The organism is Rhodococcus sp. KRD175 (assembly GCF_017168275.1).
GTDB lineage: Bacteria > Actinomycetota > Actinomycetes > Mycobacteriales > Mycobacteriaceae > Rhodococcoides > Rhodococcoides fascians.
Map to the genome: position 1 here is coordinate 99,589 of NZ_JABFAQ010000004.1, position 23,030 is coordinate 122,618.

Sequence of the window (23,030 nt, forward strand, 5' to 3'; positions counted from 1 at the left end):
GTCACAGCCAGGCGAGCACGGCAGACGGCGAGAGCACGTGCACCGCGCCGGGCAGTCGATTCTGGAGTCCGCGGTCGGCGGTGACCAGCGCGGTCAGGTCTGTCGATCGGTGGGCCTGATCTGTGAGGGTGTCGTCGCCACTGCCGTCCGCGAGGATCACCGGGATGCGCGGATCGTCGACAACGGCGTCGCGCGCTTGCCCCTCGAGCACGGCCTCGATGCGGGTGAGCCAGCCGTACTGGCCGCTGGGTAGTTCCACCGTGCGCGGCAGTGTCGCGGCCAGCGACGTCAACAGTGCGCCGGTCGAGCCGGCGCGGTCCTTCCACCAGCCGTCGGGCCGGGAGCCGAGGACGTTGGCGGTGTCGAGCAGCACGCGCAGCGGCTCGGTACGCAGCGACGGCCAGCTCGACGCGAAACCCGGGTGCAGTGGCAGCTCGCCGACGATGGACTCCGGCACCCACCGCAGTTCCGTGCTCTCGCCGTTCGGGACGGTGGCCAGCGGGTGATCGGTGTCGGCGATGACCGTGGTGTACGACCAACCGCTCGGGACTGCGGCGGTGACACGCTCGCTGCGCACGCTCAACTGTTCGGCCGAGATACCGGCTTCCTCGTGCGCCTCGCGGACCGCCGCGTGCTCGGTGCTCTCGTGCGAATCGCGAGCCCCGCCCGGCAGGGCCCACGTTCCGCCCTGGTGACTCCACAACGCGCGGTGCTGCAGCAACACCATCGGTTCGCCCGCATCGGAGGGCGCACGGAGCAGCAGACCGGCGGCACCGTGCTTGCCCCAGTGCCGAGAACCGTTCTCACCGATCACCCAACCGTCCCCGTCACCGCGCATGCTCCCCACCCTAGGTGAACCGCCTCGCCGTAGTGACTGTGCTGTAGTGGCTGCAGTGCGGTCCGCCTGCTTATATGCTCGATGCGTGATCGCGGCCGGCATTACTCCCTCTGCTGCCGTCCCCCCGACAACGGCACCCCACGTCGGTGCCGCTGCAGGCAAGCCACCGGTTCGATACACGATGCGTTCGACGCCTGCGCGGTTGGTCGCGATGGGTACCGCGCTGGTCGTCTTGGCGCTGACGGTCGGAAATCTCGCGTCCACGGCGGTGACCGATCGAGTCGACACTCTCGGGACACTGCTGGTGCGCACCGAGCCGTTCGCCAACTCGGCTCAGAATCTCTACGGTGCCCTGTCGGTGGCCGACGCGGCGGCCGCGTCGGCATTCATTGCCGGTGGGCTCGAGCAACCCGAAGTACGTGACCGGTACTCGCAGGCATTGGGTGAGGCGTCGTCGGAATTGATCGCCGCGTCCGCCGGGGTCACCGACAAGGACGAGGCCACCAGCGCAGTGCTGACTCAGATCGCTACCGGGTTGCCGGTGTACAGCGGGCTGGTCGAGACGGCGCGAGCGAACAATCGCAGCGGGAACCCGGTGGGTGCGGCATATCTCGGCGAGGCGTCGACGATGATGCAGTCCAGCCTGTTGCCGCTGGCCGAGAAGTTGTACACCGAGCAGGCCTCCCGCGTCTCGGCCGATCAGGAGAGGTTCACCAGTCCCCCGTACTTCGCGATCGGGTCGGTGGTGTTTCTGTTGCTGATGACCGGTCTCGCCCAGTGGTATCTGTCCCGGACGACGCGTCGCACACTCAATGTCGGTTTTCTCGGTGCCACGGCCGCTCTGGCGGGCTTGCTCGGGTGGATGTTGGTGGTGGGGTTGATCTCGTCGATCGCCACCGACCGCGCGATCGACCGCGGGGTGGCACCGCTGAAGTCCTACACGACGGGGTTCATTCTGGCCCAGCAGGCCAGGGCGGACGAGACACTCGACCTGGCCCGCCGCGGTGGCAGCCAGGATTACGGACAGTCGTTCGCCGGCAACGTCTCTCGGCTCGCGGACATGTTCGAGGGCGACCCCGAGGTGACCGAGGCCCTGAACAACTGGTCGGCCTCGCATGCGCGCATCGATTCGGCGCTCGAGGTGGGCGACTTCAACGGTGCGGTGTCGATAGCGACCGGATCGGGTGATTCGGATTCGGCGGCTGCGTTCAACGCTCTCGACAGTGTGCTGGTCGACGGGATCGACAGTGCCCGAAGCGAACTACGCTCCAATATCGATCGATCGGTCTGGGTCCTGTCGGGCTTGTCCAACGGCGCGTACGTGCTCACGGTGGTGGCCTCGGTGGCGTTCGGAGTCGGCCTGTTCCCGAGGCTGCGTGAATACCTGTGAGACGCCTACTCGCCGCCGGCCTCGTCGCGACCGCCCTGCTCGTCGGATGCTCGCCGCCGGAAAGAATTGCGGCACAGAGCGATACGATGTTCACCGAACCGCCTCTGCCCGACGGAGCAACCGTCGCGGCTCGGCCCACCGAAACACCGGCGGACGACGAGTGCGCCCGCCCCACGGCCAGTCTGCGGCCGCTACCGACCGGCACCGACGCGCCACTGCCTCCGCAGCCGACCATCGATGCACTCCGAGCCAAGGGTCGCCTCGTCGTCGGCCTCGACACGGGCAGTAACCTTTTCAGCTTTCGCGACCCCATGACCGGGCAGCTGGTCGGGTTCGACGTCGACATCGCTCGGGAGATCTCACGCGACCTGTTCGGAGACCCGAACCGGTTGGACTTCCGAATTCTGACGTCCGCACAGCGCCTCGAAGCTCTGCAGGACTCGACGGTGGACATCGTGGTGAAAACCATGACGATCACGTGCGCCCGGCGTAAGGACGTCCAGTTCTCCACCGTGTACTTCCAAGCGCAGCACCGAGTTCTGGTGGTGCAGGGCTCGGGTATCCGTGGGGTCGGGGATCTGGCGGGCAAGCGGGTGTGCGCGGTGGAGGGCACCACGTCGCTGCGTCGCCTGCAGCGGGTGCAGCCGGCCGCGACCGTGGTGACGGTGCCGATGTGGTCGGATTGCCTGGTGGTACTGCAACAACGACAGGTCGACGCCATCAGCACCGACGACGCCATCCTGGCCGGACTTGCCGCACAGGACCCGTACCTCGAGATCGTCGGCGACAGTCTGAGCCCGGAACCGTACGGCGTGGGCATCAACAAGAAGAACGAGGATCTCGTGCGCTTCGTCAACGGAACGTTGGCACGCATCAGGTCCGACGGCACCTGGAACCGCATCTACAACAAATGGCTGACGGTGCTCGGTCCCTCCCCCGGTCCACCCACCGCGTCGTACAGCGATTAGAGGCGCACGTCATGGACGAGGACGAACAGCAACCCACCGCTCCCGCGCAACGCACGCAGGCGGTGTCACGCGAGCAGCTCACATCGACGGACGGCGTCGAACGCACGCAGGCGGTCTCGCGGCCGGAAGCCACGCCGACGGACGGCGTCGAACGCACGCAGGCGGTGTCCCGGTCGCCGATCGACGACCGGACCGCACCGACTCCGGGGCCGAATTCGCCGGTAGGTGAGGACAACTCGAAATCGGCAGCCGCCAAATTCACAGCCGCCAAATCCGGCATGTCGCAGAGCGCGTCCACTCGGGCCAGAACCGGTCGATCTCGGTCCGGTCGTTCCCGCAGCACCGGTATTCGGCGTCGTCTGGGCGGCGGCCTGGTGGAGGTTCCGCGGGTGGAGCCGATCGATCCGGCGACCGCGGTGATGTCGGACCCTACGGTGCCGCAGCACAAACGGTTCTGCTGGAAGTGCAACGCCAAGGTCGGGCGCAGCGAACCGGGCGAGCCCGACATCTCGGTGGGCGTGTGCCCGCACTGCGGCACCACCTTCGATTTCACGCCGCTGCTCGAGCCGGGTGATCGGGTGGTGGGCCAGTACGACGTTCAGGGCTGCATCGCGCACGGCGGTCTGGGGTGGATCTACCTGGCCATCGACCGTAACGTCAGCGACCGCTGGGTGGTGCTCAAAGGCCTACTGCATTTCGGCGACGAGGAAGCCCATGCGGTCGCGGTCGCGGAGCGTCAATTCCTGGCCGAGGTAGCGCATCCCGGCGTCGTCAAGATCTACAACTTCGTCGAACAACCCCGCGGCGACGGCACTTCCGTCGGCTTCATCGTCATGGAGTACGTGGGTGGTCGTTCGCTGCGCGACATCCTGACCGCATGCGGTGACGACGCCCGCATGCCGGTCGAGCAGGCGCTCGCCTATGTTCTCGAAGTGCTTCCGGCACTGGGTTATCTACATTCGATCGGGCTCGTCTACAACGATCTCAAGCCCGAGAACATCATGGTCTCCGAGGACCAGATCAAGTTGATCGACCTCGGCGCGGTCGCGGGCATCGAGGATTACGGCTACCTGTACGGCACGGTGGGGTACCAGGCACCGGAGATCGTGAAGACCGGGCCGACGGTGGCGTCGGACATCTACACCGTCGGCCGCACCCTCGCGGTGCTGACGCTGGACATGCCGTCGAAGAACGGCAAGTACCTCGACGGCCTGCCCTCCGTCGCAGAATCGGACGTGCTGCAGCAGTTTCCGTCACTGCATCGCCTGCTGCTTCGAGCCACCAACGCAGACCCGACGCGGCGGTTCCGGTCCGCGGACGAGTTCGCGGGGCAGGCAACCGGCGTGCTGCGCGAGATCCTGGCTATCCGGACGGGCGTCGAGCGACCCGGCCTGTCCGCAGTCTTCAGCCCGCCCCGGACGACGTTCGGTACGGAGCAGTCGGTGGGTCGTACCGATACCTACGTCGACGGCAAAGTACGCCACGAGCGCATGACGGCAGCCGAAGTGGTTGCCGCACTGCCGGTTCCCCTGGTAGATCCCAACGATCCGAGCGCTCCCCTGCTGGCTGCCGCCGTGCACGTCGAAGCTCAGCAGACTCTGGACTCACTGCAGCACGCCAAGCGGAACGGCATCGAGCGAGTGTCGGCCGGTACGTCAGGTGCCACCGGTTCCGCGCCCGCGGGAGCGAGCCTGGAGATCACCCTCGCGGAGGTCAAGGCGCACCTCGATCTGGGCCACGTCGTGGAGGCCACCGACATCCTGTCGAAGGTGCAATCCGAGGATCACGCCGCCGATCCGTGGCGGGTGCAGTGGTACGCCGGATTGATCGCCTTGCTGCACCACGAATACGACTCTGCGTTCACGAGTTTCGACAACGTGCTCGGAGCGATGCCCGGCGAGCTCGCGCCCAAACTGGCGCTCGGTGCCACGTCGGAATTGTTGGGGCATGTCGCGCTCGGCAACGACGAGGACGCCGAGAAGTGGCGGGCCAGGGCCGAGGGCCTGTACCGCGCCGTGTGGCGCACCAACAGGGGCATCGTCAGCTCGGCGTTCGGTCTGGCCCGGCAGCTGCAGCGCCGCGGTGATCAGACCGGTGCCATCGCGGCACTGGACCAGGTTCCGATCAGCTCGCGGCACTACTCGATGGCACGCATGACCAGTGTGCTGACCTTGCTGATGGATCGCTCGCGCGCCGAGCTGTCCGAGGCCGACTTTCGTTCTGCCGCACGGCGAGTGGCGCTGCTCCCCAAGGCGGAAAGCCGAGCACTGCAGATGCGGACGTTGGTCCTGGCGATGGCCCTGGACTGGATCGTCTCCGGTCACGCGTCCACGGCAGAACGCGAACCGATACTCAGCGTGCCGTTCACCGAGGACGGTTTGCGGCGCGGCACCGAGAAGGGTCTGCGGGCACTGGCCCGCAGCGCGACCGATCGCGCGCACCGGTTCTCGTTGGTGGACCTGGCGAATGCGATCCGTCCGCGTTCGCTGTTCTAGCGGTACGTCAGGAGCGAACCAGATCGTCCGTCGCCCGGGCGATCGCCAGCTCCTCGTTCGTCGGCACCACCAGCACCGTGACGGCCGAGGATTCGGCGGAGATCACGCGAGCCGACTTGCTGCGCACGGCATTACGTTCGGAGTCGATCCGAATTCCGCAGTGTTCCAGGTTCGCCAGCGCGTCGGCGCGCACGGCAGCAGCGTTCTCGCCGACTCCCGCGGTGAACGTGATGACGTCGAGCCGCCCGAGCCCGATCATGTACGCGCCGATGTACTTACGCAGCCGGTGGATGTACACGTCGTAGGCCAACCGGGCCGATGCATCGCCGTCGTCGATGCGTTGTTGCAGTTCCCGGAAGTCGTTGACCCCGGACAGTCCGATCAGACCCGACCGGCGGTTGAGGAGAGTGTCGATGTCGTCGACACTCATCCCCGCGCTACGACGTAGATGCATGATCACACCGGGGTCGATATCCCCACTGCGGGTGCCCATCACCAGTCCCTCGAGTGGGGTCAGACCCATCGACGTATCGACCGCCCGGCCCCCGTCGACCGCCGATGCCGACGCACCGTTGCCCAGATGCAGCACGATCTGCTTCAGGTCCTCGAGATCGCGTTCCAAGAACCGGGCAACCTGCTCGGAAACGTAGCGGTGCGAGGTGCCGTGAAAGCCGTAGCGCCTGATGTCGTGTTCGGCTGCGACGGCGGCGTCGATCGCGTACGTCGCAGCAGCGTCGGGCAGAGAATGGAAGAACGCCGTGTCGAACACGGCTACATGCGGCACGTTCGGCAGTTGCTTCCGCGCCACCTCGATACCGAGGACGTTGGGCGGATTGTGCAGCGGCGCAAGACTGCTCAGATCCGAGATCTGCTGAACGACAGCGTCGTCGATGATCGTGGGGCGATAGAACACCGTGCCACCGTGCACGACGCGATGCCCGACGGCGGTGACGTCGGACCCCAGTTCGATGCCGGCGTCGGCAAGCATCTCGAACGCGAGAGCCAACCCGTCCCCGTGGTCCTCGATGTGCTGGATTCGCTCGGTGCTCTCGCCGCGGTAGTCCAGTTCGACGCGCCCGTCGGATTCACCGATGCGCTCGACGAGACCACTGGCCAGCGATTCGCCCGAATCGGGATCGACCAGTTGGAATTTGACCGAGGACGAACCCGAGTTGACGACGAGGATGCTCACGCCTGTGCCTCCTGCTGGGAGATACCCTGCGCCTGAATGGCGGTGATGGCGACGGTGTTGACGATGTCCTCGACCAGTGCCCCACGCGAGAGGTCGTTGACGGGCTTGCGCAGGCCCTGCAGTACCGGCCCGACAGCGACGGCACCGGCGCTGCGCTGAACGGCCTTGTAGGTGTTGTTGCCGGTGTTGAGGTCGGGGAAGATGAACACCGTTGCGCGGCCTGCCACGTCGGAATCCGGCAGCTTCGATTTCGCGACCGACGGTTCGATGGCCGCGTCGTACTGAATGGGGCCCTCCACCAACAGTTCCGGGTTGCGTTCGCGCACGATGGCCGTCGCTTGCCGCACCTTGTCGACGTCGGCTCCCGAGCCGGATTCGCCGGTGGAGTACGACAGCATCGCCACTCGCGGTTCGATACCGAACTGGGCCGAGGTCTGCGCCGAGGAGATGGCGATGTCGGCCAATTGCTCGGCCGTCGGGTCCGGCACGACAGCGCAGTCGCCGTAGGCCAGTACGCGATCGGACAGACACATCAGGAAGATCGACGACACCGTCGACACGCCCTCGGTGGTCTTGATGATCTCGAACGACGGCTTGATGGTGTGCGCGGTCGTGTGCGCCGCTCCCGACACCATGCCATCGGCAATGCCCTTGTGCACCATCATGGTTCCGAAGTAGGAGATGTCGGCCATGATCTCGCGGGCACGCTCGATCGTCATCCCCTTGTGCTTGCGCAGTTCCGTGTACTCCTGCGCGAATTCCTCGGCGTAGTCACAGTTCTTAGGGTCGAGGATGGTCGCCGAATCCAGATCCACTCCCAGTTCCGATGCACGACGTCGAATCGGGCCTTCTTCGCCGAGGATCGTGAGGTCCGCGACCTGGCGTTGCAACAGCCTTCCGGCGGCCCGCAGAATCCGGTCGTCGCCGCCCTCGGGGAGCACGATGTGCTTGCGATCGGCACGCGCTCGATGGATCAGCTGGTATTCGAACATCTGCGGCGTCGTGATGGTCGGGATGGCGATATCGAGCCGTCCCAGAAGGGTTTTGGCGTCCACCCGCTGCTCCATCAGGCCCAGCGCGGTGTCGACCTTGCGCTGAGAACCGACGGCAACACGGCCACGGGTCTGCGCCGCAGCCGATGCGGTGTCGAAGGTTCCGAGCTCGGTGGTCAGAATCGGCAGTCTCGGACCGAGACCGGCGACCAGTCGTGCGATTGCCGGGTGCGGTTCGATGCCGCCGTTCATGATGATGCCGGCGAGGGACGGAAAACCCTCCGCCTCATGAGCATTGACGAGTGCGAGAAGTACGTCGGACCGGTCTGCCGGCGCGATGACGACGACACCTTCGGTGAGCCGCTCCAGAATGTGCTCGGCCGTCATACCGCCGACCATCACCCGCATCGCTTCTCGCTGCAGCAACGACGAGTCGCCGCTGTAGAGCGTTCCGTCCACCGCGTCGAGCAACTCCGCCATGGTCGGCGCGACGAGCAACGGGATCTCGGGAAGGCTCCACGCAGGAACGTCGACCGACGCCAATGCGTCGGTGACGGCGTCCAACTGATCCGGATCGCACCGGTTCGCCACGATCGCGGCGAGATGGGCGTGGTGCTGCCGCAGTTCGGCCTGGCACAGCGCCGCCAACTGAGCAATCTCGTCGGGGGTTCGATCGGAGCCACGCAGCGCGAGGAGCACGGGGGCACCGAGATTGACCGCGATGCGCGCATTGAAGCCGAGTTCACTCGGGCTGCCGACGTCGGTGTAATCGCTACCCACGATCACCACGGCGTCGCACTGCGCAGCCACCTCGTGATACCGACTGACGATCTCGCTCAGCGCCGCATCCTGATCGGAATGCACCTGCTCGTAAGTGACCCCCAGAGACTGCTCGTAACTCAGATCGGCGGTCGTGTGCTCGACGAGCAATTCGAGAATGTAATCCGGCTCCTCCGTCGAGCGAGCGATAGGCCGAAACACACCGACCCGGGCCGTCGTCGCGGCGAGCATCTGCAGCACACCCAACGCAATCGTGGACTTGCCGGAGTCGCCTTCCGGTGACGCGACATAAATACTCGAGGGATACATGTCAGCCGTCTCGGCGCCGGTGGACTCAGCCATGGCCGCCAGCTTAATGGTTGGGGTGTTGACACCGAGCACAGTCGGGTTGTCCCATGAGCCATGGCCGAATCACCGTTTCCGGATGTTCGTTGGGGCAGCGAGACATCGTTCATCCGCAAGCCCGCCGTCAAGTTCGCGTCGACCAAGCCCGGTTCGTGGGTGATCAGAAACCTCGCAGGCGTCGACCGCTGGTTGTTGACCAAGTCGAACGGCCGATTCACCGTCCTCGGGCCGATCGCTGCCCCGGTGGTGTTGTTGACCACCACCGGACGCAAATCCGGTAAGCCGAGGACGAGTCCGCTGTTGTACTACCGGGAGGGTGATCGGATTTTCGTCGTCGGATCCAATTTCGGCCAACAACACCATCCGGCATGGACGTCGAATCTTCTGGCCGATCCGAAGGCCGTGGTGGCCATCGGCGGCAGGAAAATACCGGTGACGGCCACCCGAATCACCGGCGACGAGAAGGCGCGTATCTACCGACAGTTCGACGCGATGGTCGAGGTTTACGGCGAGTACGAAACCAGGACCGACCGAGACATGCGATTGTTCGCACTCTCGGCCGATCCCCGCACTTCGACGTAACTAGCCGAGCTTGCGCAGGCGCGGTGCCAGATCCTTCTCGAACAGCTCGAGGAAGCGCTTCTGGTCGTGTCCGGGCGCGTGGAACACGAGGTGGTTCAGGCCCGCGTCGGTGTACTGCTTGACCTTCTCGACGGCCTCGTCCGGGTCCGACGCCACGATCCAACGCTTGGCGACCTGCTCGATCGGCAGCTCGTCGGCAGCCTTCTCCATCTCCATCGGGTCGTCGATGGAATGCTTCTGCTCCGGCGTCAGAGACAGCGGAGCCCAGAAGCGACAATTCTCCAGTGCCAGTTCGGGATCGGTGTCGTAGCTGATCTTGATCTCGATCATCTTGTCGATCTCGCCGGCGTCACGCTCTGCCTTGCCTGCACCCTCTTCGACGGCCGGGAGGAGCTTTTCGGTGTAGAGCTCCATGCCCTTGCCCGACGTACAGATGAAGCCGTCACCCGCGCGTCCTGCATACCGCGCGACGACGGGTCCGCCGGCCGCGATGTAGACGGGGATGCCGCCCTCGGGGACGTCGTAGATCGACGCGCCCTTGGTCGTGTAGTACTCGCCCTCGAAGTCGACGCGATCGCCGAGCCACAGCTCGCGCATCAAGCGAACCGACTCACGCAGTCGTGCGAAACGCTCCTTGAACTCCGGCCACTCGCCGGTGAACCCGGTGGCGATCTCGTTGAGCGCCTCACCGGTTCCCACTCCGAGCATGATGCGTCCGGGGTAGAGGCAGCCCATCGTGGCGAACGCCTGCGCGATGACCGACGGGTTGTAACGGAACGTCGGCGTGAGCACCGAGGTACCGAGCTGGATCGTCTTCGTGCGCTCGCCGACGGCCGTCATCCAGGCCAGCGAGAACGGGGCGTGACCGCCCTCGTGACGCCACGGTTGAAAGTGGTCACTGACAGTCGCGGAGTCCATACCGTGTTGCTCGGCGAGAACACCGAGTTCGACGAGCTCCCGCGGCCCGAACTGCTCCGCCGATGCCTTGTACCCGAGCTTGAGACCCTGCGCCACGCCGAACTCCTGTCGTTGGTCGTCTAGTACTTCGATTGTGCACCTGTGGCGATTGGCGGTGTGCTACTGGATCCCCAGAACAGTGACCACCGCAGCCAATACTGCTACTGCGCCAATGCCGACCGCGAAGATCCACAGGTCCCGGGACTCGGGCATGGGCGCTCCGCTCTCGAGGGCGGCACGTACACGCATCCATCGCCGTAGTCCGATGACGGGTGCGGCGGCCGCGAGGCCGATGAGAATCAGACCTAGTGCAGTGCGAACCCAGCCGGTGCTGAATCCGGGAACCAGGTGAACGATTGCGATCCCGCCGGCGAGCAACCCGAGCGATGTTCTGAGCCAGGCAAGAAAGGTGCGTTCACTGGCGAGGGTGAACCGCTCGTCGGGGCGCGTCACGCTGGAGCGGTGATGCGTTCGCGGATGAGTCGGGCAACGAGTTCAGGATCGTCGGGGGTGAAGACCGGCGAGACGCGGCGGATGGTGAGCACCACTGCAGTGTCCTTCTTCGGACGCATGACGTCCAGCGGGAGCCACTGGTCGGTTGTCGACGCGCCCCACAGCCGCCAACGTCCGTTCCAGTTGCCCAGCACGGCGGTGTCGACGGCGCGAATGTCGCAGTAGGGGACGAACTTCTCGATCCCGAACGGAAAGTAGTAGTGCCGCAACGTGACCCCGCTATCGTCCACGCGCACGAGACCGTCGTCGTAGTGGGCCGTGGATGTTGTTCGCATAGTTAACGGTAGGCCTGCTCGGGACGCTCTCGCAACCGTGATCTCGAAACCTGTCGGTGGGTCGAGATACTCTTTCTTCGGTTCGAACGCACGTTCTGAACTGGGGGTCACCGGGGGGTGAAAAATGGCTGCACCAGTGCCGCGCGGGAAGAGAATCGGCATGCGGCCCGAAAGATCGCTGCCTGCTACGACTTCCACCTCACCTGCATCGCGCAGGATGCGAAGCATCGGCAGTACAGCCGGTACGGACGCACCGAAATGGCACTCGCGTTGAGCTGCTCCGCCACCGTCGCCGAAGCGTACGTGTCCGTCGGCGTGGCCCTGCACACCCGGCTTCCTCTGCTGAAAGCCGCATTCGAGGCCGGTGACATCGACCTCCCCCGCGCGACCCACTCACCGACCGAGCCCTGATCTACAGACCCGACGCCCTCACCACCGCCGCCGTACGACTACGCGATCGCCACTGCCGCTTCCCCGGCTGCCACCACCCCGCCGCACGCTGCCAACTCGACCACGTCAACCCGTTCGACCACGCCAATCCCCTCGGCGGCGGCTGGACCACCGTCAACAACCTCCAATGCCTCTGCGAATACCACCACAGCGTCAAAACCGCAGGCTACTGGACCGCCGTCATACTCCCCGGCGGCGCCATCCTGTGGACCTCCACCTCGAAGACCACCCGAATCACCCTGCCAGCCAACGGAACAGCCGTACCCATCATCGGCAACGACCTCCGGCCGTACATCCCCACCAAACCCAGACGATCAGGCGTCATCGCCTACCCCGACAACCCGACCCCCGAGCCAGAACCGACCAACGAAGAAGACGAGGAGCCGCCATTCTGACCTCAGACGTCGGCCGCTCGTTCCGGCGTTCTCACCAGCGTCAGCTGCGAGGTCTGGCGCAGAGAGAATCCGATGGAGAGGTACAGCTCGATAGCGCGGATGTTCGTCGCGGCGGCATGCAGGAAAGGCTCGTCGCCTCGGGCCCTGATGCCGTGACCGACCGCGCGGACCAGCTCGGTGGCCAAGCCCTGTCCGCGATGAGCCGGGTCGGTACACACTGCGCTGATCTCGGTCCACCCCGGCGGACGCATGCGCTCCCCTGCCATCGCGATCAGAGCGCCGCCTCGTCGGATACCGAGATACGTGCCGAGTTCGCGGGTGCGAGGAAGGAACGGGCCCGGCTCGGTGCGTCGCACGAGATCGAGCATCTCGGGCACGTCGTCGGCTGTCAGTTCTACCGCCTCGGCCAACGGCCGAGTCTCGAGCTCGGTGCCCACGAGTTGAACGATCCCGAAGCTGTCGACCACGGACCACCCCTCGGGCACATCCAGCACCGGCCCCCGCAATCCCACGATGCTCCGCGGCCCGAACAGCACTGCGATGTCGTCCCAATCCCGTGGCTGCAGAACGTCGGGATGCGCCAGAAAGGGCGAGACCTGGGGATCAGCGCGAATCACTCGGCCGCGCGTGATCGCAAACCGCGACAGCGGACCACCGAGGGAGGTACGAATGGGATCGTCGAGAGGGTGAACAGACACGTCGGTCAGCGTCCCATGTCGGGCTCGGTCAGTTGCTCACGACCCACTCCGTCACCAATACTTATACCGGTATAGTTATTCGCATCGAACCGAAAGGCATTCCGTGATCGAAATCCTGCCCCCGAGCAAGATTCCCCTTGCCCGTGAAACCGGTGCACTCGTCGCCGAAATTCTCGAGACCGTCCGCGAACGCGCGACCGTCGGCACCAACCTGCTCGAGATCGACGAATGGACCAAGGACATCATCCTCGGGGCGGGGGCGACGTCGTGCTACGTCGATTACGCGCCGTCCTTCGGGCGCGGACCGTTCGGCCACTACATCTGCACGTCGGTCAACGACGCTGTGCTGCACGGTTTGCCGCACGACTACAACCTGGCCGACGGCGATCTGCTGACCCTCGATCTTGCCGTGATCCTCGGCGGCGTGGCATCGGACTCGGCCATCAGTTTCGTCGTCGGCGAGAACAAGCCGGCAGAGAGCCTGGCGATGATCGATGCCACCGAACGAGCGTTGGCCGCGGGTATCGCCGCGGCACGTCCGGGCAACAAGATCGGCGATATCTCCCACGCCATCGGGACGGTTCTTCGTGAAGCCGGCTTTCCCATCAACGTTCAGTTCGGTGGTCACGGAATCGGATCGACCATGCATCAGGATCCGCACGTATCCAATACCGGCAGGCCCGGCCGCGGCTACGGCCTTCGCCCCGGCCTGATGTTGGCGCTCGAGCCCTGGGTGATGGCGGATACCGATGAGCTGGTCACCGACCCCGACGGGTGGACGTTGCGCAGCACCACCGGTTGCCGCACCGCGCACAGCGAACACACCGTCGTCATCACCGACAGCGGGGCCGAAATCATGACCCTACGTTCGTGATTCTGCGTCGGTAGTGAGTCACAAACGCTTCTCGAAAGTGTTGGAGAACGGCAGCAGTTCGTACGGCGAAAACACCGGGATGCGGGTGTAGCCGCTCTTCTCGTACAGCCGCACCGCGTCGGGCTGACGATCACCGGTCTGCAGAATCAAACGCCGCAATCCCTGGTCGCGGGCCGCATTCTCGGACGCCTGCAGCAGCGCGGTGGAGACTCCCGACCCACGGTGATCAGGATGAACGAACATTCGCTTCAGTTCGAGGTCGGGGCCGTTCCACCGCAGAGCGGCATGCCCGACGGCCTGCTCGACGTTCTGCGCATCGCACCGATAGACGACGAACGTGCGATGCACGTCGCCTTCGTTCACGGCATTGGCCTGCGTCTTCGCCATCAAGGCCGCTCGGTCCGCGTATCGGGGACCCACCTCCGATGCCATTGCTGCACGGAGCGATTCGGCGTCGGGATGGTTCCAGTCGACGGCGCGGGTGACGAGGTCTGTTCGGGACTGCGCTACATCGGTCACGCTCGATCGGACCACGCGTTACGGGCCGCCGTCAACCGCTGCAATCACGGTGAGTTTATTGCTGGTGCGATCAGTCGTCGTCGTGCACTGTGACAGCGTGAACACGAACTGTCGCTGCCCACGCTGACCATCCGACCTACCCACCGTCGACAGCACTTGTCACAGTCGACACTTGTCACAGGAGCCACAGCCATGAGCACCGAAGCGACCGTCGTTCTTCGCATCTCCGATTCCGGGACGTCATCCTTGCAGGGATTGACCCGACCGCAGTTGCACGCCCTCGCCGATGCTCTCCGCGTCGCCGCCAAAAGCTATGCACCACATGCCAAGATCCTGACGCGTTTCGACGTCCGGGTGAACGAACTCAACGCTCCCCTTGTCATCGACCTACCCGCGCGCGATGTGGTTCTCGCCGGCAAGAGCGTTCGGTTCAGCCACACCGAGTTCGAGATCTTCGCCTATCTCGCCCAGCATCCTCGTGTCGTGGTGAACAGATCCGAGCTGAGTGACTCGAACGGCGGCCGCAGTGTCGACGTCCATCTCTCCAGGGTGCGAACCAAACTCGGGCAGTACGGCCGACTGATCACGACGGTCCGCGGCACCGGCTACCGATTCGACCCCGAGCCCGGAATCCGCGTCATCACCGAGCCGTCGGTGCTGCGCAGCGCCTGAGATCAGTTACACGACTACCGCGTCAGTGCTGCTGTTCGACGTCGACGGTTCCGACGTACCACCACGAACACGAGCAACGCGACCAGAACCACCGCGATGATCGCGCCCAGTGCCGTCGCGCCGCGGAAGCCGGGTGCGCTGGTATCGAGGGTGCGTTCGCCGGCGTGGGCGGCATTGCTGGTACCCAGAACGATGGTCAGAGTCAGCAGGTTCGGGATGGCGGTGACGACTGCGAGAATCACCGATCCGATCGCCAACTGCTTTCCCGCCCTACCCTTTCGGACCGACCACGCACTCCAGAAGAACATCAGTGGCGCGAACGTGCAGACGATTCCGAACAGCAGGCCCCACAGAATTCCCTTGGTGAACGTGCGATCCGCCAGGCTCTCGACGCGCAGGCTCCACCACCGCGGCAGGAACGCCGCCAGAACGAAGTAAGCGATCAACAGAAGAACGACGCCGGCACCGAGCAGGATGCCGCGCCGCTTCCAATTCGCCGAGCTGGTCGACGGTGCAGGCGTGGTCGGGTCAGCAGTCATAGGCCCATGGTAGAGCGTCGAACACCTCGTACGACCTCACCCGAGACCTGATCGTTAGATGGGGATGTGCCCAGCCCGCTACGACGCCCGTGCACGGTCGGAAGCAGCGTCACCGTCGAGGCCCAGGTGTCCCCGCAACGTCGTCGAGGTGTATTCGGTACGGAACACCCCTCGCTCCTGCAATGCCGGGACCAATTTGTCGACCAGATCGCCGATGGCGTCGCGCAAGTGGTACGGGTTGATGTTGAAGCCGTCGACCACACGGTGACGCACGAGGGCTGCCCAGTGGTCTGCCACTGCCGCAGGGGTTCCCGAGTGGAAGCGCGACGCCGGCGACACTTCGAGCACCAACTCTCGGATGGACAGCCCTTTCTCTTCCGAGAGGGCTCGCCATTGCGCGATCTGAGTCAGTTTGCCGGTCCGAGCGTCGATGGACAGCGTGCCGCGTGACGGATCCAGCTCGGCGTCCACCGGATCGATGTCGGGTAGTGGGCCCTCCGGGTCGTACGCCGAGAGGTCCTTGCCCCAATAGTGCTCGAGAAAGGCGATGGCTCGAACACCGTTGTGCGCGTTGGATCGAAGCCACCGAACCTTTTCTTCGGCCTCGGCTTCGGTATCACCGAGTACGACGGTCACCCCGGGCAAGATCTTCACGGCATCGGCGGGTCGGCCGTAGGCGACCGTCCGGGCACGTAGATCTTTGGCGTAGGCCACCGCTGCGTCGTAGGCGTTGTTGGCCGAGAAGACGACGTCGGCGTGCCGGGCCGCGAGGTCCCGTCCTCCCGGCGAGTCGCCGGCCTGGAACAGCACCGGCCCACCTTGCACACGGGACCGAACGTTGGGTGCCGCAACCGCTTCGAGCAGATCGGTGTGGAACTCCACAGGGGAACCTGCCCAGTACTGCTTCGCCAGTTCGACCACCTGGGTGGCGCGCTCGTAACGGCGTTCGTGCTCCAACCATCCTCCGCGCCTGAAGTTTCTACCCGTCCAGGCGTTGTCGGTGGTGACGATGTTCCATCCGGCGCGCCCGTCCGACAGCGCGTCCAGGCTGGCCAAACGACGAGCCAACTCCACCGGGATGCTGTACGTGGTGTTCTGGGTCGCGACAAGTCCGATGCGCTCGGTCACCGACGCCAGAGCCGCCAGTTGTGTGATGGCGTCGGGCCTGCCGGCGATGTCGGTGGAGAGAATGTCGCCACGGTTCTCTCGGATACGTTGACCGTCCCCGAGAAAGAACGCGTCGAACAAACCGCGTTCGAGTGTGCCGGCGACCTCGATGAACGTGTCGGTGGCCACTTGATCGGGGGCGTGCGAATCCTCCCAGATCGTCTGCGCGCCGATCCCTGGATAGAACACGCCCAGATGAATCTGCGCGTTCGGGTCGAACGGTGCGCCGGTGTCCGGGTGATGGTCGATGATGCCCATGACAGCTCTTCTCTACTCGTGCGCAGCCGCGGCGTAGCGGCTGACCGGACGCGGCAACCCCAGGTTCTCCCGCAGCGACAGTCCCGGCGTCGGTCGACGAATCAGATGTGCCGGTACCGCAAGCTCTTTCAACGCCGCACCACCGAGGTGCAGCCGGACGCCGTCGACGACTCCGGCGAGGGCCTCGGCCTTCGACAGGTGGTCGATATCGGCGAACACCAGCGCGGCCCCGTCGCGGCGAGCGGTGTCGGCCTGCTCGCCGATGCCGTCCCCGCGTACGAGTGCGACATCGAGCAGATCGGTGACTCCCAGGTCGGCGTCGCCGATGACGACGACCTGCCCCTGCGGCGGACGAGGAGTGATCAGTGGCCCTACGACGTCGAAGAATTCGCCCTCGAAGCGCACGTGATGCACGCGAGCGGGATCGAGATACCGGCCGGACTCCGCGTCTCGAACGACGGCGTCGTCTTCCCACGAATCCCACAGCCGCCCCGCCACGTCGATGACGTCCCGCACTTCGGCGGTGGTCTCGGAGCGGACCTCGGATCCGACAGCCGCGTGAGTGTCCGCGCTGTTGTCGACACCGACCACCCAGGCCCCGCGGCCGTGCGAGGCGTGGTCCACACTCGCGAGTTGTGTTGCGAGAAAGAACGGTTCGGTCGTCAGAGTGTGGACCGTGGGAGCCAGGCCGAGGGTGGACGTGGTGGAGGCGACGAATGCCGCACGAGTACCTGCATCGAGGCGCTCGCGTGAGGAGACCAGCGAATCACCGAAGGTGACGAGGGTGAAGCCGGCGCGTTCGGCGGCGGCCGCGTTCTCCTTCAGGAGCGCAGGTGTCTCGTCGAACCCGTCGAGTTCGACGGCGAAGTACAACGTCTCGGTCATCCTCGGTTCAGCCCTTCGCACTCGTCGTGTTCCTGCGTCCTCTGTACCGACGATCTTCACCGGACGGCTCAACCACGAGTTCCGAAGTCCAGCGCCGCGGCGGTGCAGGCAGGCTGAGCTCCGAGTCGATCGATCAACGCCGCCGCCAGTGCTTTCAGCCAGGTCATACGTGGACCCTAGGTTCATCCGCTGTAGAGCACACCCGTTGCGATCACGCTGATTCGAACGACGTAGACGCCGGTACGTAGACGCGCAGTGTCAGCACGAGGTCACCACTTCGCGGGCCCGGACCCCCTGCCTGTGCTGCCACCGATCAGGTCGTGCGACCTACGTCGACCTCCACGAGGACCCGGTTTCGCGCTCGAAGACCGGCCGCACATCCACGGTGTCGTAGACGATGGACAGTGCAGAAATGCGTCCGTTCTCGTCGAGTTCGGCGACGTCGACCACGTCGAACGGGGCCGCCACACCCGAGGGCAGTCTCCAGTCGAAATGGAACCAGAACGTGACGAGTCGAGCGCCCTCGGACGTACGACCTTCGGCGACGCCCTTCGAGGTCAGCGTCGCACCCGAGGTGTCCGCGAAAAGCGCGCGATAGAAGTCGGATGCGGGCGTCGGTCCGTACAGCGGCGAGTGCACAACCGCACCGGGTGCGAACAGAGTCAGGACCGCATCGACGTCGGCCCGTCGAAGTGCATCGAGGTACTGCTCGACCAAGTGGTCCGCGGACGAGTTCATGAAGCAAGGGTAGCCGACCGCCAGGACGCAAGACATTCGCTCATCGTGATTTTTTGCCCCTGCAGCAACGACTTTCGGCGTGTGCATACTTCTCGTAGTGGGACAGTGTCAGATGGAGGGCCGCCGGTGAAATCGTTCACTATCGCCATTGTGGGTGCGGGTCCGCGCGGCACAGGTGTACTCGAACGACTGCTGGCGCGCCGGTCCGATGCGGAGCTGCACATCCACGTCGTCGATCCGTTCCCTCCGGGGGCCGGTCGCATCTGGCGTAGCAGTCAACCACCGCTGCTGTGGATGAATTCGGTGGCCGCCGACGTCACCATGTTCACCGACGACACCACCGTCGTCGACGGTCCGATTCGCCCCGGTCCGACGCTGGCGCAGTGGGTTCTGGAACATGCCGACACCCTGCGCCAGGACCTCGAATTGCGGGACGAACTGCGCGATTTCGGTCCGCATTCCTTCGCGTCGCGGACTTTACAGAGTCGCTACCTCAGCTGGGTGTTCGAGCACGCCGTTGCCGACACCGACACGCACGTTCACGTTCATCGAGCACGGGTGACGGACCTGACCGCCGACCAGGTACTGCTACTCGACGACGGGTCGACCATCCGCACCGATGCCGTGCTCTTGGCCCAGGGACATCCGGATGCGCTTGCATCGCACCGTGAATCACAGCTCGATGAGTTCTCCCGAACCCATGGGCTGACGTACATCGGCCCCGGATACACCGCAGATCTCGATCCCAGCCGAGTGCCTGCGGGAGAACCGGTGCTGATTGCCGGGCTCGGATTGGCATTCATCGACTGGATGGTGTTGCTCGCGGAAACTCGCGGTGGATCGTTCGCCCGCAACGCGGACGGCGTGCTCGAGTACACCGCCTCCGGCCGCGAACCGATTCTCTATGCGGGTTCGCGGCGCGGAGTTCCGTACCACGCGAAGATCTCCTACGACATCGCCGCGGCGCGCCCGCCCCTCCCGAAGTTTTTCACCGCCGACGCCTTCCCCGGCCACGGCCCTCTGCACTTCCGCGACGAAATCTGGCCGCTCGCATCCAAAGAACTGGCCTGGGCTCATTACTACGAGTTGTTCACGGCCCACCCCGAGCGAACAGTCGGCTCCTGGCCGGAGTTCGAGATCGGATTGAGCGAGATCACCTGGGGATCGCAGGAACTCACCGCCTTCGTGGAGCAATTCGTTCCGAAGGACGAGGACCGCATCGATCTGGCACGGCTCGACAAGCCCTTTGCCGGACGGCGTTTCGAGGGACTCGATGAGGTAGGTACCGAGCTGCAGACCTACATCGAGACCGACCTTCGTCGTCGAGCAGATCCCTACTACAGCTCGGATGCCGCCGTCTTCTCGGCACTGCTCTCGGTGTACATGACCATCGGAGAGTTGTTGCGACGCGGGCGCATTTCGGCGCAGTCGGTCGCAGGCGATGTGGAAGGGTGGCTGCACTCGTTCTTCAGTTTCGTCGCGAGCGGTCCGCCACCGGAACGGCTCGAACAACTCCTGGCCCTCAGCCGGGCCGACATCGTTCACTTCCTCGGCCCCGATGTCACCTTCTCCACGGAGAACGGGTCGTTCGTCGCCCGTAGCTCTGCACACGATGTGGTGGTGCACGCCGACACTCTGATCGACGCGCGCTTACCCGTCGCAACCATCGCCGCCGCCGAAGACGAATTGCTTCGCACCCTGCATACGCGCGGCGACATCACCGACATCCGCGCCACCGAGCACAGCGCAGCGAAAGTAGCTGTCGACGGGCGCTCTCGATTGATCACCGCGTCGGGAGAGGCGGCCGAGAACCGCTACGCGGTGGGTCCATGGGTCGCCGGACACACGTGGTCGAGTGCCTTTCCGCGGCCGAGGACCAACGCCGGCTTCTTCCGACACAACGACCAGCTCGCGGCAGAACTACTGCGGCACAGCCGCTGAACCGTCGGTCGGCCGGACAACGGACCGGATCACGGCGCGATGCGCAGTCCGGCGATCAGCACCCGCGCCATCTTGCGCGGGTCGTAGCGGCTGTCCGTGGCACCGATGCACAGGTTGCCGACCGCCCGCATCAACTCCAATGCGGTCTGCCCCGGGGCGATCTCCCCCGAGTCCGCAGCGGCGTCGAGCAATGACTCGCACACCGGAACCAGCCGGTTCAGGAAGTAGCTGTGCAAGGTCTCGAATCCGGCGCTGTCCGACTGCATGGCCTGGGCCAGACCGTGTTTGCTGACCAGGAAGTCGACGAACCGATCGATCCAGAGCACCAACGCCGCGTGCGGTGATTCGCGGCCGGCGAGAAGCTCCTGACCGGCGACGGCGCAGGCCTCCACCTGATGTCGGAAGACGGCGACGACGAGGTCGCCCCGCGTCGGGAAGTGCCGGTAGATGGTTCCCACGCCGACGCCGGCCCGCCTGGCGATATCGCGCACCGGCACTTCTACTCCCGACTCGACGAACGCAGCCGCCGCCGCGTCGAGCAGGGTCGCTTCGTTGCGCCTCGCATCCGCCCGCTTTCTGGGCTGCTCGGCTTCGGCCTCGGTCACTGTTCCTCCAGCCATCGACAAACGGAACAACGTTCCGTATGTTTGTTTACGGAACGTTGTTCCGCTTACTCGCAGAGTAACCCCTCCAGAGGCCACAAGGAGATCCCCATGCAGTACCGCACACTGGGACGCACCGGCGTCCAGGTCAGCACTCTCTCGCTCGGCGCGATGAACTTCGGTGCCATCGGACGCACCACGCAAGACGAGGCAACCGCGATCGTCGACGCCGCACTCGAGGGCGGTATCAACCTCATCGACACCGCGGACATGTACAGCCAGGGACAATCCGAGGAAATGGTCGGCAAGGCGATCGAAGGTCGGCGCGAGAACATCGTGCTGGCCACCAAAGTGTTCAACCCCATGGGCGACGAACGCAATCATCAGGGCAGCTCCCGCCGCTGGATCGTCACCGAACTGGAGAACAGTCTGCGCCGACTCGGTACCGATCACGTCGACCTCTACCAGATACACCGCTGGGACCCCACCACGAGCGACGAGGAAACCCTCTCGGCGCTGACAGATCTGCAGCGTGCCGGGAAGATTCGATACTTCGGCTCCTCCACCTATCCGGCTTACCGAATCGTGCAGGCGCAGTGGACCGCACGGGAGCACCGTCTAGGGCGGTTCGTCACCGAGCAGCCGCCGTACTCGATCCTGCAGCGCGGCATCGAATCCCACGTCCTTCCGGTCGCGCAGGAGTACGGAATGGGGGTTCTGGCGTGGAGTCCCCTGGCGGGCGGCTTCCTCTCCGGAGCCATCCGGGCCGGGCGAGAGACCACCACCAACCGCGCGGCGATGATGCCCGAGCGATTCGGCACGGACACTCCCACGGGACGGGCCAAACTCGACGCCGTCGAGAAACTGGTCGGTGTTGCCGACGAAGCCGGACTGACACTGATCCAACTCGCACTCGGTTTCGTGACGGCTCATCCGGGAGTCACCAGCGCGATCGTCGGGCCGCGTACCGTCGAGCACCTACACTCGCAGCTCGCTGCCGCCGACACCGTCCTCCCGGCCGATGTCCTCGACAGGATCGACGAGATCGTAGCTCCGGGAGTCGATCTCGCGCCGGACGACAAGTTCGACACCCCGCCGGCACTGCTCGACGCCTCCCTGCGGAGACGCTGACATGGTCAGCTACGGGATCATGACCCCTCCCCAGAACGTCTCCTACGCCGACCTGCTCCGGGTGTGGCGCGAGGCAGACGGCATTCCGGAAATCGAGCACGCGTGGCTGTTCGATCACCTCATGCCCATCGGCGGTGACCTCGACGGCCCGATCTTCGAAGGCTGGACCATGCTGTCCGCATTGGCCGCTCGTACCGAGCGGTTGCGATTGGGAATCATGGTCACCAGCAACCGCATTCGTCCACCCGCGATCCTCGCGAAGATCGCCACTACGGTCGACGCTGTCTCGCACGGGCGGCTGGACTTCGGCATCGGTGCCGGATCACGGCCGAGCGTGCCGATGGCGAGACGGGAGTACGACGGGAGCGGGCTGCCCTACAGCGACGCTGCGAACGCTGTTGCGCGACTGGGTGAATCGCTCACGGTGATTCGTAGGCTCTGGACCGAGAGCGAACCCTTCGACTTTCACGGCAGCCACGTCGACCTCGTCGGGGCGTTCCAGAATCCGAAACCGATTCAGCGACCGGGCCCGCCGATCGTGATCGGCGGCCGGGCGGCAGGAGTGCTGCGCCTCGTCGCCGAACACGCCGACGTATGGAACATTCCCGGTGGGGACCTGGCCGACGCACTGGACAGAGGCAGACTACTCGACCGGTACTGCGCCGAGATCGGGCGCGATCCAGGGGCGATCACCCGATCGATCGCGCTCGGGGTGTCGTTCGAAGAACCCGAGAGAACGAGAAACGACATCGGCGACGCGGTGGCCGCCGGATTCGATCATGTCGTTCTCATCCTCCCCGGCCCCTATCCCGACGGCATCGCGCAGAGAGTGAC

At 65.1% G+C, this 23,030-nt stretch carries 23 protein-coding genes and 1 pseudogene; 10 read left to right on the forward strand and 14 right to left on the reverse strand.

The features are described 5' to 3' along the window. Position 1: 1 nt before the first annotated feature. Entirely contained in the window at positions 2-838 is an 837-nt protein-coding gene (locus J1M81_RS04955; protein ID WP_032365122.1) for an NUDIX hydrolase, read from the reverse strand. An 85-nt stretch (positions 839-923) separates the two neighbouring features. Here J1M81_RS04955 and J1M81_RS04960 point away from each other — a divergent pair, with 85 nt between their 5' ends. From J1M81_RS04960 to J1M81_RS04970, 3 genes are read left to right on the forward strand one after another with little or no spacing between them, the layout of a single operon-like run. Continuing rightward, positions 924-2,228 (forward strand): hypothetical protein, encoded by a 1,305-nt coding sequence (locus J1M81_RS04960; RefSeq protein ID WP_032365121.1) that lies wholly within the window; start codon positions 924-926, stop codon positions 2,226-2,228. After that, entirely contained in the window at positions 2,225-3,196 is a 972-nt protein-coding gene (locus tag J1M81_RS04965) for a glutamate ABC transporter substrate-binding protein (RefSeq protein WP_032365120.1), read from the forward strand. Before J1M81_RS04960 ends, J1M81_RS04965 begins: the two co-directional genes overlap by 4 nt. A gap of 11 nt (positions 3,197-3,207) precedes the next feature. Beyond that, a complete protein-coding gene (locus tag J1M81_RS04970; protein WP_206497676.1) occupies positions 3,208-5,691 on the forward strand; it encodes a serine/threonine-protein kinase in 2,484 nt (827 codons plus the stop codon). A gap of 7 nt (positions 5,692-5,698) precedes the next feature. On the opposite strand, the gene J1M81_RS04975 is transcribed toward J1M81_RS04970, so the two are convergent. Together J1M81_RS04975 and pta are read right to left on the reverse strand one after the other, a co-directional pair. Next, positions 5,699-6,883, reverse strand: coding sequence for an acetate kinase (locus J1M81_RS04975; RefSeq protein WP_206497677.1), 1,185 nt, complete (start codon positions 6,881-6,883; stop codon positions 5,699-5,701). Then, a complete protein-coding gene (gene pta / locus J1M81_RS04980; RefSeq protein ID WP_179274113.1) occupies positions 6,880-8,997 on the reverse strand; it encodes a phosphate acetyltransferase in 2,118 nt (705 codons plus the stop codon). The genes J1M81_RS04975 and pta overlap by 4 nt, the downstream gene beginning before the upstream one ends. Positions 8,998-9,057: 60 nt before the next feature. Here pta and J1M81_RS04985 point away from each other — a divergent pair, with 60 nt between their 5' ends. Then, entirely contained in the window at positions 9,058-9,582 is a 525-nt protein-coding gene (locus J1M81_RS04985; protein WP_032369841.1) for a nitroreductase/quinone reductase family protein, read from the forward strand. Here the strand turns inward: J1M81_RS04985 and fgd are convergent, their stop codons facing one another. From fgd to J1M81_RS05000, 3 genes are all read right to left on the reverse strand, one after another. Beyond that, complete coding sequence (fgd, locus tag J1M81_RS04990; protein ID WP_032369842.1) at positions 9,583-10,596, reverse strand: glucose-6-phosphate dehydrogenase (coenzyme-F420); 1,014 nt, start codon at positions 10,594-10,596, stop codon at positions 9,583-9,585. A 63-nt stretch (positions 10,597-10,659) separates the two neighbouring features. Beyond that, positions 10,660-10,992 carry a YidH family protein gene (locus tag J1M81_RS04995; RefSeq protein WP_027498497.1) on the reverse strand — a complete coding sequence of 111 codons (333 nt, stop codon included), beginning with the start codon at positions 10,990-10,992 and terminating at the stop codon, positions 10,660-10,662. Continuing rightward, complete coding sequence (locus tag J1M81_RS05000; RefSeq protein WP_206497678.1) at positions 10,989-11,327, reverse strand: hypothetical protein; 339 nt, start codon at positions 11,325-11,327, stop codon at positions 10,989-10,991. The genes J1M81_RS04995 and J1M81_RS05000 overlap by 4 nt, the downstream gene beginning before the upstream one ends. Before the next feature lie 117 nt (positions 11,328-11,444). Here J1M81_RS05000 and J1M81_RS05005 point away from each other — a divergent pair, with 117 nt between their 5' ends. Further along, the gene (locus J1M81_RS05005; RefSeq protein WP_032374718.1) at positions 11,445-11,738 is read left to right on the forward strand and encodes a DUF222 domain-containing protein; all 294 of its coding nucleotides are present in this window, start codon (positions 11,445-11,447) and stop codon (positions 11,736-11,738) included. Positions 11,739-12,174: 436 nt separating this feature from the next. Here the strand turns inward: J1M81_RS05005 and J1M81_RS05010 are convergent, their stop codons facing one another. Next, positions 12,175-12,870 (reverse strand): GNAT family N-acetyltransferase, encoded by a 696-nt coding sequence (locus tag J1M81_RS05010; RefSeq protein WP_094643879.1) that lies wholly within the window; start codon positions 12,868-12,870, stop codon positions 12,175-12,177. A 103-nt stretch (positions 12,871-12,973) separates the two neighbouring features. On the opposite strand from J1M81_RS05010, the gene map reads away from it, so the two are divergent. After that, positions 12,974-13,744: a type I methionyl aminopeptidase gene (map, locus tag J1M81_RS05015; protein ID WP_032366687.1), complete on the forward strand. Its 771-nt coding sequence runs from the start codon at positions 12,974-12,976 to the stop codon at positions 13,742-13,744. Positions 13,745-13,762: 18 nt separating this feature from the next. Here the strand turns inward: map and J1M81_RS05020 are convergent, their stop codons facing one another. Beyond that, complete coding sequence (locus J1M81_RS05020; protein WP_080736226.1) at positions 13,763-14,176, reverse strand: GNAT family N-acetyltransferase; 414 nt, start codon at positions 14,174-14,176, stop codon at positions 13,763-13,765. A gap of 279 nt (positions 14,177-14,455) precedes the next feature. Here J1M81_RS05020 and J1M81_RS05025 point away from each other — a divergent pair, with 279 nt between their 5' ends. Further along, complete coding sequence (locus tag J1M81_RS05025) at positions 14,456-14,935, forward strand: winged helix-turn-helix domain-containing protein (RefSeq protein ID WP_032366689.1); 480 nt, start codon at positions 14,456-14,458, stop codon at positions 14,933-14,935. 14 nt (positions 14,936-14,949) lie between these two features. Here the strand turns inward: J1M81_RS05025 and J1M81_RS05030 are convergent, their stop codons facing one another. From J1M81_RS05030 to J1M81_RS05045, 4 genes are all read right to left on the reverse strand, one after another. Beyond that, positions 14,950-15,474 carry a hypothetical protein gene (locus tag J1M81_RS05030; RefSeq protein WP_027494251.1) on the reverse strand — a complete coding sequence of 175 codons (525 nt, stop codon included), beginning with the start codon at positions 15,472-15,474 and terminating at the stop codon, positions 14,950-14,952. A 78-nt stretch (positions 15,475-15,552) separates the two neighbouring features. Further along, positions 15,553-16,899: an LLM class flavin-dependent oxidoreductase gene (locus J1M81_RS05035; RefSeq protein WP_032374717.1), complete on the reverse strand. Its 1,347-nt coding sequence runs from the start codon at positions 16,897-16,899 to the stop codon at positions 15,553-15,555. 12 nt (positions 16,900-16,911) lie between these two features. Continuing rightward, complete coding sequence (locus tag J1M81_RS05040) at positions 16,912-17,784, reverse strand: LLM class flavin-dependent oxidoreductase (protein ID WP_032374716.1); 873 nt, start codon at positions 17,782-17,784, stop codon at positions 16,912-16,914. A gap of 327 nt (positions 17,785-18,111) precedes the next feature. Beyond that, positions 18,112-18,522, reverse strand: coding sequence for a nuclear transport factor 2 family protein (locus J1M81_RS05045; protein WP_027494254.1), 411 nt, complete (start codon positions 18,520-18,522; stop codon positions 18,112-18,114). A gap of 126 nt (positions 18,523-18,648) precedes the next feature. Here J1M81_RS05045 and J1M81_RS05050 point away from each other — a divergent pair, with 126 nt between their 5' ends. Continuing rightward, positions 18,649-20,463 carry an FAD/NAD(P)-binding domain-containing protein gene (locus tag J1M81_RS05050; RefSeq protein WP_032374715.1) on the forward strand — a complete coding sequence of 605 codons (1,815 nt, stop codon included), beginning with the start codon at positions 18,649-18,651 and terminating at the stop codon, positions 20,461-20,463. A gap of 29 nt (positions 20,464-20,492) precedes the next feature. On the opposite strand, the gene J1M81_RS05055 is transcribed toward J1M81_RS05050, so the two are convergent. Then, positions 20,493-21,083, reverse strand: coding sequence for a TetR/AcrR family transcriptional regulator (locus J1M81_RS05055; protein ID WP_032374714.1), 591 nt, complete (start codon positions 21,081-21,083; stop codon positions 20,493-20,495). 93 nt (positions 21,084-21,176) lie between these two features. On the opposite strand from J1M81_RS05055, the gene J1M81_RS05060 reads away from it, so the two are divergent. Both J1M81_RS05060 and J1M81_RS05065 read left to right on the forward strand, forming a co-directional pair. Then, positions 21,177-22,196, forward strand: coding sequence for an aldo/keto reductase (locus tag J1M81_RS05060; RefSeq protein WP_032369853.1), 1,020 nt, complete (start codon positions 21,177-21,179; stop codon positions 22,194-22,196). 19 nt (positions 22,197-22,215) lie between these two features. After that, a pseudogene (locus J1M81_RS05065) lies at positions 22,216-22,866 on the forward strand (LLM class flavin-dependent oxidoreductase); the annotation flags it as partial. Here the strand turns inward: J1M81_RS05065 and J1M81_RS26175 are convergent. Beyond that, the gene (locus J1M81_RS26175) at positions 22,840-22,977 is read right to left on the reverse strand and encodes a hypothetical protein (protein ID WP_241257703.1); all 138 of its coding nucleotides are present in this window, start codon (positions 22,975-22,977) and stop codon (positions 22,840-22,842) included. The pseudogene J1M81_RS05065 and the gene J1M81_RS26175 overlap by 27 nt on opposite strands. Between the last annotated feature and the right edge of the window lie 53 nt (positions 22,978-23,030).

Coding starts and splice junctions, on each gene's coding strand:
- J1M81_RS05045 (WP_027494254.1), bottom strand. CDS start 18,522: ATGAACTCGTCCGCGGACCACTTGGTCGAGCAGTACCTCGATGCACTT.
- J1M81_RS04970 (WP_206497676.1), top strand. CDS start 3,208: ATGGACGAGGACGAACAGCAACCCACCGCTCCCGCGCAACGCACGCAG.
- J1M81_RS04985 (WP_032369841.1), top strand. CDS start 9,058: ATGGCCGAATCACCGTTTCCGGATGTTCGTTGGGGCAGCGAGACATCG.
- J1M81_RS05020 (WP_080736226.1), bottom strand. CDS start 14,176: ATGGCATCGGAGGTGGGTCCCCGATACGCGGACCGAGCGGCCTTGATG.
- J1M81_RS26175 (WP_241257703.1), bottom strand. CDS start 22,977: ATGATCGAATCCGGCGGCCACCGCGTCGCCGATGTCGTTTCTCGTTCT.
- J1M81_RS05060 (WP_032369853.1), top strand. CDS start 21,177: ATGCAGTACCGCACACTGGGACGCACCGGCGTCCAGGTCAGCACTCTC.
- J1M81_RS05000 (WP_206497678.1), bottom strand. CDS start 11,327: ATGCGAACAACATCCACGGCCCACTACGACGACGGTCTCGTGCGCGTG.
- J1M81_RS04955 (WP_032365122.1), bottom strand. CDS start 838: ATGCGCGGTGACGGGGACGGTTGGGTGATCGGTGAGAACGGTTCTCGG.
- J1M81_RS05055 (WP_032374714.1), bottom strand. CDS start 21,083: ATGGCTGGAGGAACAGTGACCGAGGCCGAAGCCGAGCAGCCCAGAAAG.
- J1M81_RS05040 (WP_032374716.1), bottom strand. CDS start 17,784: ATGACCGAGACGTTGTACTTCGCCGTCGAACTCGACGGGTTCGACGAG.
- J1M81_RS05025 (WP_032366689.1), top strand. CDS start 14,456: ATGAGCACCGAAGCGACCGTCGTTCTTCGCATCTCCGATTCCGGGACG.
- J1M81_RS05035 (WP_032374717.1), bottom strand. CDS start 16,899: ATGGGCATCATCGACCATCACCCGGACACCGGCGCACCGTTCGACCCG.
- pta (WP_179274113.1), bottom strand. CDS start 8,997: ATGGCTGAGTCCACCGGCGCCGAGACGGCTGACATGTATCCCTCGAGT.
- J1M81_RS05030 (WP_027494251.1), bottom strand. CDS start 15,474: ATGACTGCTGACCCGACCACGCCTGCACCGTCGACCAGCTCGGCGAAT.